Below are 10462 nucleotides of genomic sequence, written 5' to 3'. Positions count from 1 at the left end.
ACCCCCGCAGAGGTCTTCGACGAGCAACTACGATCACTCGAACAAGCCGGTGTTGCAACGACTGGTTGAACCTGCCCTATAACCCGCCGCACGACGCCGTCACGGACGTCGAGACGATCGCCGCGTTCGTCGCGGAACATCCGCTCGCGACGCTCATCACGCACGACGGCGTCACGCCGCAGGCGGACATGGTGCCGTTGCTGCTCGTCGACGATGACGACGCCCCCACGGGCAAGGCGCTCATCGGGCACGTGGCGCGTGCGAACCCGTTGTGGGAGAACGGCCGTCACGAGGGGCTGACGCTCACGACGTTCGGGCCGCTCGAGCACTACGTCTCGCCGAGCTGGTATCCGAGCAAGGCCGAGCATCACCGCGTCGTCCCGACGTGGAACTACCTCGTCGCTCATGCCTGGGGAGAGTTGGAGGTGCACGACGACCCGAGGTGGGTGCGAGGCGTCATCGCGAAGCTCACGGGTGCGATGGAGGGCGGGCGCGACGAGCCGTGGCGCATGGGGCAGGCACCGCGCGACTATCTGGACGACATGCTGACGAAGATCGTCGGCATCCGCATTTCCGTGCAGCGCATGGAGGCCCGGTTCAAGGTGTCGTCGCATCGCAGCGACGCCGACCGTCTCGGCGCGCGTGACGGCATCGCCACCGAGCTCGACGGACGCGGCGCGGCAGAACTCGCCGACGCGATGGGTGAGAGCTCGTCGTCGCAGACGAGCAGCATGCCCGTCGTGAACGACGCGAGGATGACGAGCTGACGCCGCTGCCACGCGCGCCACGCCGTCACCGCCATGAAGGCGAGCAGCATGACGTCGAATCCGACCCAACCCCTGCGTGCAAGTGCACCCGGGTGCATCTGCACGCAGGTGCATCTGCACGCAAGGGGTCAGGGTTAGCTGAGGTGAGACGTCACTTCGTCTGCTCGTATGCCGCGAGTGCGGCCTTGCGCGTCTCGGCGAGGTCGACGATGGGTTCGCGGCCGTCGTCAGCGCCCCAGCGGCGGACGTAGCGCTCGTCGGGGTCGAACTTCTTGCGCTGCGTCTCCGGGTTGAAGACGCGGAAGTACGGTGCGGCGTCTGCGCCGCACCCGGCGACCCACTGCCAGTTGAACGGGTTGCTCGCGGCGTCGGCGTCGACGAGCGTGTCCCAGAACCACTCCTCACCGATGCGCCAGTCGATGAGCAGGTTCTTCGTCAGGAACGACGCGACGACCATGCGCACGCGATTGTGCATCGTGCCCGTCTCCCACAGCTCGCGCATGCCCGCGTCGACGAGCGGGACGCCCGTCTCGCCCTTCTCCCATGCGAGCAGCGCGTCCTCGTCGAGTGGCGGCCACGGGAACGCGTCGAACTTCCGATTGAGGTTCACCTCGTGAAGGTCAGGGTTCTCGTAGAGCGTGTGCCACGCGAACTCGCGCCAACCGACCTCCGACAGGAACGTCTCGACGTCCTTGCCACTGCGCCGCGCCGCATGCCAGATCGTCTGCGGGCTGATCTCCCCGAAGCGCAGATGCGGCGAGAGGCGCGACGTCGCCGGCTTCGACGGCTCGTCACGTTCGGTGGCGTAGTGGACGACGGCGTCGTCGAGGAAGTCGGCGAGCAGCTCGTGCGCGGCGTCCTCGCCCGGCGTCCAGGCCCTGGCGATGCCGGTCGACCAGTCGGGTTTCGTCGGCAGCAACGCCCAGGTGTCGAGGTCGTCACTCGCCTGGCTGGCCTGCTCGACGAGTGCGGACGGCGGGGTGAGCGCTGACGGCGCGTCGAGCGGCTCACGCGGCTGGGGCTCGCTCAGGCACGCCTTCCAGAACGGCGTGAACACGCGGTACGGGGTGCCCCCACCCGTTGTGATGGTCCACGGCTCGAACAGCAGGTTCGCCGCATACGAGTGCACCTCGACGTCTCGCTCGGCGAACGCCTCCTTGATCCCGGCGTCGACGACGCGCTCCGGCCCGCCGTATCGGCGATTCCAGCCGACGAAGTCGACGTCGAACGTCTCGACCACATCGAGGACGACGTCATGCGCGGCGCCGCGTCGCAGGACGAGCGGGATGCCGAGCGCCTCGAGCTTCGCGCGCAAGGCGACGAGCGAGTGATGCAGCCACCACTTCACCGCACCGCCGAGCGGGCGGAGGCCGTCCGATTCCTCGTCGAGGACGAAGAGCGCGACGACGCCCGCGGGCTCGGACGACGCGCCGTCATCCGACTCCTGCGAGCCCTGGGAGGTGACGGCGTGATCGACCGCCGCACGCAGCGCCGGATGGTCGAACGTACGCAGGTCGTCACGGAACCAGACGAGAGAAGTCATGGAAGCCATTGTGGGGTCTGCCGATTCGCGCTGGGCATCATCGACACGTCATTCGGTGCGCGCTCGAGCCCCGGTGGGGGCATGACCCGTGGTCACCGCGCAGTGCGCCGCCCGCTCGTCGCAGCACACCTCCGCCCGACCTGGCGCCATATGTTCCACGTGAAACATGTCGCGCCAGGCCGACCGGTGGCGTCTGGCAGTTGCCTCAGTTGCCCTGCGTGCCCTGCTGGTTGACGCGGTTGTTCGAACCCTGGAGGCGGTCGATGTGCTTGCTGGCCTCGGCCTTCGTCAGCGTGGCGGGCAGCGTCTCGCCCGCCTCCTTGGCGAGCGTGTCGAGGTACGACTTCTGCGCCTCGGTCATCGGCTCGTCGCCGGTGGCCCACTCGTCGGGGTCCCGCTGCGGGGAGGCATCGTTCGGGCCACCCTGCGTCGGCTCCGTCGCGCCGAGCATGTCCTGGCCCTGCTGAGCCTGCTGAGCCTGACCGTTCGGGGCACCCGGAGCGGGCGCCCCGAGGGTTTCGTCGGGCTGATTCGTATTCATGTCAGTCATGCTCGTGAGGCTAGACCGAGGCACCGACAACCGCTACACCCTCGGGCGTGATTTCGCCGGCGCGACGGAGGCGCACAACAGATCGGGCGCACCGTCAGACGCGTCATGCCGTCGCCGGATCGCCGTCGAGACCTCCAGGGACAGAGCGGGCCGTGACCTCGGGGTCAGGGGCCGGCCGGCACCTGGTCGGAGGCACTCAGCTCACTGGTTGGGCGTACGGGGGCTGGTGCCGCCGGTCGTCTTGTCGGGCACGGCGTCGGCGCCGTTGACGTTCGTCTCACTGTCGGTGCCGAAACCGCTGCCGCCTTCGGAGACCTCCCCGGCGCCGCCGGGCTTCTGGCCGTCCGCGTCGTCGTTCTTGGCTGCTTCGTGGATGTCTTCGCGAGTCATGTCTTCACTCTAGGACGCGCAGGCCGCTGGTTCACCACCCACGCGGATGGTCGGACGCGGCGAGCGCGCAGCACCGCGAAGGCGTCGAAGAAACCCCCGGAGAGGCGTTTCGACGCCGTTTCGGGTTGACTAGAGGGCAAAGTGCTCGGCGCCCCGGCGTCGAACGAGCCTCTGCCGAAAGGTGAACCGTGACCTCGAAGAACACCGGTGCCCGCCACAACGCCGGCCTCGCCGCTGCCGGCGCCAGCCTGGCCGGAACGGCCCTCACCGCCCTCACCGCGGCACCCGAGAAGATCTCCTCCCTCGTGCATCGCCGCTACCCGACGGTCGCCGTCACGGGCATGACGGGCGTCGGCAAGACGCGCCTCGTCGACCGTCTCGCGCGCCGCACGAGCCCCGACGCCGTCACCGAGGCCGGCTCGGCGACGATGGAGCGTCGGACGTCGAAGTCGCCGCGGCTCAAGGGTTTCCGCTTCCGCGTCGTGCCCGGCGACAACGCCGCGACGCGCCTCGCAGCCCTCGACGAGGTGTTCTACGAGGAGCCGGTCGACGGCATCGTCCACGTCGTCTCCTACGGCCACGCGACGCCGCGACGCGCCGGCGGCACCAGCGGCGCCGCGCCCTCACGCACGCGCGACGAGCAGCTCGCCGCGGAGCTGGAGGACTGGACGATCACCGCGCACCGCATCGCCGCGATGGCGGTGCGCCGAGCCAAGCCGATGTGGGTCGTCATCGCCGTGACGAAGGCCGACCTCTACCCGAACGACATCGACGCGGCCGTCGACTACTACTCACCCGGCAGCAGTTCGCCGTTCGCCGCGAAGCTCGACGAACTGCGCTCCCTCGCCGGTGGAGCGACGATCTCGATCGACGTCCTGCCCGTCAGCGCCGAGAACTCCAAGGAGCTCGACGCCCTTGTCGGCAAGCTCGAATCCCGCATGGCGGCGCTCAGCGGCCACCTGTGACGTGAGCGAATCGGGCTGCCGGGCACGGGTTTCAGCCGGGTCGTCTCGGTCGGCATGGCGCCTTCGCCACGGCCGCCATCTCTGCCACAGTGGAGGTGCGGCACGGCGTGACGTGTCGGCACCGTTCGACGACAAGGGGAACTCATGCGCACCGTCCCAGCTCTCACCGCCGCGGGCCTGCTGACGCTCGCGCTCGCCGCGTGCGGAAATGGCCAGGACGGCGGGTCGCAGAACGCCACGGTGGCGCAGTCGTCCGCGTCGTCGACGACGCAGCAGGCCGCACCGAGCCAGACGCCCTCCGAGCGCAGCTCTTCCGCGTCGTCGTCGACGTCCCCGAGCACGTCCTCCAGCACGGCCGCGAGCGCCTCGTCCGCGTCGCCGAGCGCGAGCGACGGTGCGTCGGCGAGCGACTCCGCAGCGCCGCAGGCGAGCGCTACCGGCTCGGGCGCGGCGCCGTCCGGCAGCCAGAACTCGGCAGGGCCGACCGCCTCCGCGAGCAGCGCACCGTCGACGAGCGGCACCGCGACGGCGTATGCGTACGCGGCGACGGGATGGTCGCAGTTCACGACGCCCACGGGCCGCAACTGGTGCGACATGACGAAGGGCGTCGTCGGCTGCCACCTCACCCCCGAGGTCTCGGCGAAGCACGGCGGTGCGAACTACATCATGCTGACGCCGAAGGGCGTCGGTTTCCTCACCGGTGACCCCGGTTTCGACACCGACGGCGAGGCTGCGCGCTGGACGTCGAGCGTGCCGAACGCACCGGTGACGAAGAAGGACGGCACGGCCGTGCTCGGCTACGGCAGCAGCTTCACCTCCGCAGGAACGACGTGCACGAGCAACGTCAGCGGCATGACGTGCACGAACGCGGTCGCGAGCTTCACCGTCAGCACCGGTGGGGTGACGATGACGGGCAAGCTCGATCCGACGCGTCAGAACTGACGGCCCGCCAGATCATTGCCCGCAAACGCGTCGAGGATGACGATTTCCGGGCGATGATCGCTGACGGCGAGCGCGCTCAGCGGCGCCCCACGGCGTCGATGATGGCATCCTCGCGCGAGCCGGGGTCGACGTCGAGCACCTTCGCCCAGGCCGGCACCATCTCGGCGCCGAAGTAGCGGTGACCGTAACCGCCGGGCACCTCGTTGGAGACGAGCATGTCGGCGCTGACCTGCCAGAAGGTGACGAACGGAGCCCAGCTCATCTGCGCCATCGGCGTGTTGTCGCGCGTCTCACGCAGCCACTCGGGTGAGTTGAACATCAGGCGCGGCGACCACCACACGACGGGGTCGGACGGGTGCTGCAGGTAGACGACGCGCGGTTTCTGCCACGCGCCCAGAGGGCGGTCGTACTCGTCGGCGCCCAGCTGCGACGGTTCGCCCGCGAAACGGATGTGACGCCCGCCGTTGATGACGGGGTCGATCGTCGTCGAACCGGGCGCGCGCTCACGCGTCAGGCGTTGCCGGTTCGGCGAGAAGGCGGGCGTGCCGCTGAGGACGCCGCCGTCGGTGCGCTCCAACATCTGCTGCGGCGAGTCGAACGAGTCGTCCGCGCCGTAGGCGCCGAGCGATTCGCCGGTGAAGTACACCTTCGGGCGCTGGGCCGCGGGCATGGCGTCGACGCGGCGCCGCACCTTCTCGAGGAGGATCTGCGACGCCTTGCCGGGATCGCGGGGCGCGGTGAGCAGGCCGAACGCCGACGGCAGGTTCGAGTACGCCATCCCGACCGCCGAGGTGTCGCCGCCGAGCAGGTACTCGAACGAGGCAGCGCCCCACAGGTTGACGTATCCGGTGCTCGTCGGCGTGATGACGAGCATCGCCTTGCGCTTCCAGGCGTCGGTGCGGTCGAGCTCGGCCACCGCGAGGTCGGCGCTCTTCTCCAACGACTGATTCGCGCCGACGAACACCCGCACCGGCTCCTTGGCTGGCTTCTTCGTCACGTCGGCGATCTGCTTCGCGTCCGGCCCCGCGGCGACGAACTTCGCGCCGTCCTGGCCGAGGCTGTTCCACGTCAGTGGCGAGCCGGGGCCACCACTGCGCAACGACGACGTCGGTGCGTACTCACCGCGCGGCATCTGCTGGTTGACGCGGTCTGCGTTGCCCCCGACGACGGCGAGGACGGCGGGTTCGACGACGACGTCGATCGCCACGACGACCGTCGCGACCGTGATGACCGATGCGACGAGACGGGCCGCTGCCTCCCGCACGATGCGTGAGGAGACCTTCGTGAGGAAGAAGCGGGTGAGCCCGGCGAGGCCGCGCCAGACGAGGATGAACAGGACGAACACGACGACCGCGACGAGCGTCGAACCGGTCGGATACCACCACCCCGGCCCGTCGACGTCGACCTGGCGGCTGACCTCCCGCTGCCAGTCGATCGTCGCCTGCGGGAAGCTGATGACGATCAGGGCCGCGAACGCGATGCCGATGCGGCCGAGCAGCACGCGTCGACGCGGGTTCATCGTGACACGCAGGCCCAACCAGCGCGCCGTCGCGTGGACGAGGCGCCCCAGCGCGAGGCCGAGAACGTACCCGCACACCCCGCTCAGCGCCGCGACGAGGCCCTGCATCCACCAGGGGCGCGGCAGCAGTGACGGCGTGTTCGCGATGATGTAGAACAGCGCGGCGAACACGAGACCCGTGTGCGAGAAGCGTGCGAGGAGCAACCTGACGCGCGGCGGCGCGGGGGCTGCGGTGGACGGCATGAGGCTCCTCGGATCGGGGTCTGCCCCATGGTCCCAGAGCGGCACGACGCATGCGCCCCGGTCGCGTCGTCACCTGCGGGGCTCGCGGCCACGCAGGTTCGACGCCGGGGCGCGTGCGTCGTGTTCAGGTGAGGCGTGCGCGCGTGCGTCGTGTCGTGCCTGCCGACGCTCGCGGCAAACCACCGCGCTCAGCGGCGGCCGCCGTCAGCTCTCGTCGGCGTCGGCGTGCTGGCCTTCGTCGGTGCTGCCCTCGTCGCTGCGACCGCCGCTCGCGACATCATTGTTCTCGCCGCCGTCGCCGCCGGTCTGGGCGCCGGGGCCGCCGTCCTGCTGGTCGACCTCGGGGGTGTAGTTCTCGCTGCTCGTGTCACTCATGGCACGAACCTACTCCCGTGACGGCGCCGCGCGCCACCGTCCGCCGGGGTGCAGACGCCATCGGAGCCGACGCGTCCTCGACGCGTCAGGTCGCGGGCCCGGTCACGCGCCGGGCCGCGCCGCGTCAGTGGCGCGTCAGTGGCGCATCAGTGGCGCATCAGTGGCGCGTGACGAGGACGGGGCAGTCGGCGTGCGTGACGCAGTAGCCGCTGACGGAGCCGAGAAGCATGCCCGTCAGCTCGCCGTGGCCGCGGCTGCCGAGCACGAGCAGCGCCGCCTCCTTGGAGCGCTTGACGAGCACATTGCGCGTGTCGCCCTCGATGACGTGCGGTCGCACCTCGATGCTCGGGTGGTCGGCCTGCACCTTCGCGACGATCTCGTCGAGCATCTGCGTGCTCTCCTGCGCCGGGTCGAAGTTGGCTTCGAACGCCACGGCGTAGCCGTAGTTGGTGGGCCACTGCCACGTCGCGAGGGCCTCGAGCGGCTGCTTCGTCAGCTCGGCGTGCTGCGCGGCCCATTCGAGGGCGCTCAGCGACGACGGCGATCCGTCGACTCCGACGACGATGGGCTTGGTCGTGTTGTCAGCCATCCGAGGCACCTCTCGTGAATGTTGCGATGAGCCCGACGCCGGGTCTCACCTTCACGCTAGGGCCGCGACGCGCCCCGGGGCCAGGGACCTTTGGCACGGATCGAGCGACCACCCCATCGAACCCGGACGAACATTGCCCGCGAACGCGTCATCATTGACGCGTTCGCGGGCAATGTTCGTCCGGAGCCCTCGGCTTCGGGCGCTCAGTGAGCGTCGGCCGCGTGGCGGCCCGTCCTGCGGTGCGGGTTGGTGAACATCACCGCGGCGATGATGCCGACGATGAGCACCGCGGCCGGCAGGTACAGCGTCTCGCCCATGGCGCGGGCGAACTGCTCGGCGACCTGCGTCGGCATGTGACCGCCGCCCGCCTGATGCGCGCCACCCGCAGCCTGCTCACCGAGGTGGTGGCGAAGGCGCGAATCCATGAGGGAGGCGACGGCGGCGGAACCGATGACGGCGCCGATCTGACGTGTCGTGTTGTAGATGCCCGAACCTGCGCCGGCGAAGCGCGGTTCGAGGGTGCGCGTCGCCGTCACCGAGAGCGGCGCCCACATGAACCCGTTGGCCACACCGAGCAGGCAGGCGATGGCGAGCAGCCACCAGATCGACGTGTCGGCGCCGAGCATCCGGCCGTACCAGAACAGGGCGACGGAGAAGCAGACGAGCCCGAAGCCCGCGAGGATCGCGGGGTGCTTGCGGTCGACGAGACCACCGACGACAGGGGCGAGCAGACCGGAGATGACGGCCATGGGCGCGAGCAGCAGCGCGGCCTTCGTCGGCGAGTAACCGAGCACGGCCTGCGCGTAGATCATGATCGGGAACGACATGGCCGTGATCGCGAACCCGACGGACGTGATAGCGATGTTGGCAAGGGAGAAGTTGCGGTTCGCGAACAGGTGCAGCGGCACGAGCTGCTCACCCCTGTATCGCCGCTCCCACAGGATGAACAGGACGAAGAAGACGAGGCCGAGGATGATGAGCAGCGGCACAGAGATGATGCCCGTGATCGTGCCCCAGTCGTACTGCGCGCCTTCTTGGATGCCGAACACGACGCAGAAGAGCGCGACGGCCGACAGCGCGACCCCGACGAGGTCGAACTTGTGCGCGTGACTCGGCAGCGACGGCACGAGCTTCCACGCCATCGCGAGACCGATGAGGCCGACGGGCACGTTGACGAAGAAGATCCACTCCCACCCGGCATGGTCGACGAGGACACCACCGAGGATCGGGCCGACGAGCGTCGCGACACCCGCCGTCGAACCCCACACGCCCATGGCCTTGCCACGACCGTCCGCGGGGAAGATGCGCGTGATGATGGCCATCGTCTGCGGCGTCATGATCGCCGCACCGAGACCCTGGACGACGCGCGCGGCGATGAGGACGCCGACATTCGGGGCGAAGCCGCACGCGGCCGACGACAACGTGAACACGGCCAGGCCGATGAGGTAGAGGTTCTTCGGGCCGAAACGGTCACCGAGGCGTCCGGTGATGAGCAGCGGCACCGCGTAGGCGAGCAGGTACCCGCTCGTCACCCACAGGACGTTGTTGAGGCTCGTGTCGAGCTTGTCGACCATCGTCTCGGTCGCCACGGAGACGATCGTCGAGTCGACGAGGATCATGAAGAACCCGATGAGCAGGGCGCTCAGCGCAGCCCACGGGTTGATGTCGGGCGCGGCGCCCGGCGTCTTCGCGCCCGCATCTGCCGCAGTTCGGCGCCCCGATGCGGACTGCTGCGGCGGGGCGCCCGTGGCGACGGACGCGCCCGACGTCGCGGACGCGTCGTCGGTCAGTGGCTGGTCGGCCATGTGAGTTCCTTCGATTCGATGTCATGGACGACGGAGGCGATGTAGTCGCGCTCGGTCGTCAAAGTGGCGAGGCGGTGTTCGTGGGCGAGCATCCAGATGCGTTTCGCGCCCTGGTTGCGCCCCTGCTCGAGGCTGTCGCGCATCTGGGCGATGTGCTCGTCCAGGACGGTGACGCGCTCGGTGAGCAGGCGCGCCGCGCGTTCCGGGCCGAGAGCCTCGAGCTCGCCGAGGGCGAGGGAGAACGAGAAGTAGGGGTTCTCGACGACGGTGATGGCGGAGCTGATCCACGCGACGAGGAGCTCGCGCCCCGCGTCCGTGAGGCGGTACGTCGTGCGGGGCGGGCGGTTGCCGTCCTGCTCGGTGCCCACGACCTCCGCGAGGCCGCGCGCCACGAGCCCGTCGACCTTGTGGTAGAGCGACGCGGGCCGCAGCTTCACCCACTGATCCTCCCGGCGCGCGCGGAGGGTCTGGATCATCTCGTACGGATGCATGTCGCGCTCCGCGAGAAGACTGAGGACGGCGACCGCCAGCGGCGCCACTTCCAGGGGGTCTGTTGTGGTCACGCGATGACTATTCCACATGGACTATTCAAAAACGAAACCCTCGTTCCCGTGACCTTGCTCACCCGCCCCGTACGCAACGGCGATCTACGTCCACCTCTGCGAATTTCGTCCACCTTTGCGGCTCATGGCCACATCGGCGGTTCTTGGTCACATTCACCCCTGAGCGAAGCGCACGGCTGCCCCCGCCCCGCCCCCCCGCCCCCCCCCCCCC

General features: G+C 69.5%; 11 protein-coding genes. 3 read left to right on the top strand and 8 right to left on the bottom strand.

The genetic code is table 11. The annotated features are described in order from the left end of the window. Positions 1–65: 65 nt before the first annotated feature. The gene (locus tag AC1RS9_RS13915; RefSeq protein WP_492921899.1) at positions 66–767 is read left to right on the top strand and encodes an FMN-binding negative transcriptional regulator; all 702 of its coding nucleotides are present in this window, start codon (positions 66–68) and stop codon (positions 765–767) included. A gap of 151 nt (positions 768–918) precedes the next feature. Here AC1RS9_RS13915 and AC1RS9_RS13910 read toward each other — a convergent pair whose 3' ends face one another. The 3 genes from AC1RS9_RS13910 to AC1RS9_RS13900 all read right to left on the bottom strand — a co-directional run bounded on the left by AC1RS9_RS13910 (position 919) and on the right by AC1RS9_RS13900 (position 3250). Then, entirely contained in the window at positions 919–2310 is a 1392-nt protein-coding gene (locus tag AC1RS9_RS13910; RefSeq protein WP_074041213.1) for a cryptochrome/photolyase family protein, read from the bottom strand. Between the two features lie 205 nt (positions 2311–2515). Continuing rightward, positions 2516–2860, bottom strand: a complete 345-nt coding sequence (locus AC1RS9_RS13905; protein WP_253184123.1) for a DUF3072 domain-containing protein — start codon at positions 2858–2860, stop codon at positions 2516–2518. Between the two features lie 201 nt (positions 2861–3061). Continuing rightward, positions 3062–3250 carry a hypothetical protein gene (locus tag AC1RS9_RS13900; RefSeq protein WP_038566027.1) on the bottom strand — a complete coding sequence of 63 codons (189 nt, stop codon included), beginning with the start codon at positions 3248–3250 and terminating at the stop codon, positions 3062–3064. Between the two features lie 188 nt (positions 3251–3438). Here AC1RS9_RS13900 and AC1RS9_RS13895 point away from each other — a divergent pair, with 188 nt between their 5' ends. Next, positions 3439–4215, top strand: coding sequence for a GTPase domain-containing protein (locus AC1RS9_RS13895; RefSeq protein ID WP_492921896.1), 777 nt, complete (start codon positions 3439–3441; stop codon positions 4213–4215). A gap of 144 nt (positions 4216–4359) precedes the next feature. Further along, positions 4360–5157, top strand: a complete 798-nt coding sequence (locus tag AC1RS9_RS13890; RefSeq protein ID WP_131941936.1) for a hypothetical protein — start codon at positions 4360–4362, stop codon at positions 5155–5157. Between the two features lie 76 nt (positions 5158–5233). Here the strand turns inward: AC1RS9_RS13890 and AC1RS9_RS13885 are convergent, their stop codons facing one another. From AC1RS9_RS13885 to AC1RS9_RS13865, 5 genes are all read right to left on the bottom strand, one after another. Continuing rightward, positions 5234–6919: an alpha/beta-hydrolase family protein gene (locus AC1RS9_RS13885; RefSeq protein WP_492921894.1), complete on the bottom strand. Its 1686-nt coding sequence runs from the start codon at positions 6917–6919 to the stop codon at positions 5234–5236. A gap of 204 nt (positions 6920–7123) precedes the next feature. Next, positions 7124–7294, bottom strand: coding sequence for a hypothetical protein (locus tag AC1RS9_RS13880; protein ID WP_006945135.1), 171 nt, complete (start codon positions 7292–7294; stop codon positions 7124–7126). Positions 7295–7451: 157 nt separating this feature from the next. Further along, positions 7452–7883 (bottom strand): universal stress protein, encoded by a 432-nt coding sequence (locus tag AC1RS9_RS13875; protein WP_006945137.1) that lies wholly within the window; start codon positions 7881–7883, stop codon positions 7452–7454. A 203-nt stretch (positions 7884–8086) separates the two neighbouring features. Then, positions 8087–9688, bottom strand: a complete 1602-nt coding sequence (locus AC1RS9_RS13870; protein WP_259880268.1) for a DHA2 family efflux MFS transporter permease subunit — start codon at positions 9686–9688, stop codon at positions 8087–8089. Further along, on the bottom strand, positions 9670–10251 hold the full coding sequence (locus AC1RS9_RS13865) for a PadR family transcriptional regulator (protein WP_040014584.1): 582 nt from the start codon (positions 10249–10251) through the stop codon (positions 9670–9672). The genes AC1RS9_RS13870 and AC1RS9_RS13865 overlap by 19 nt, the downstream gene beginning before the upstream one ends. Positions 10252–10462: the final 211 nt, after the last annotated feature.

Source organism: Dermacoccus sp. MPR-E5, assembly GCF_058809565.1.
This window is presented reverse-complemented; position numbering and strand designations above follow the sequence as displayed.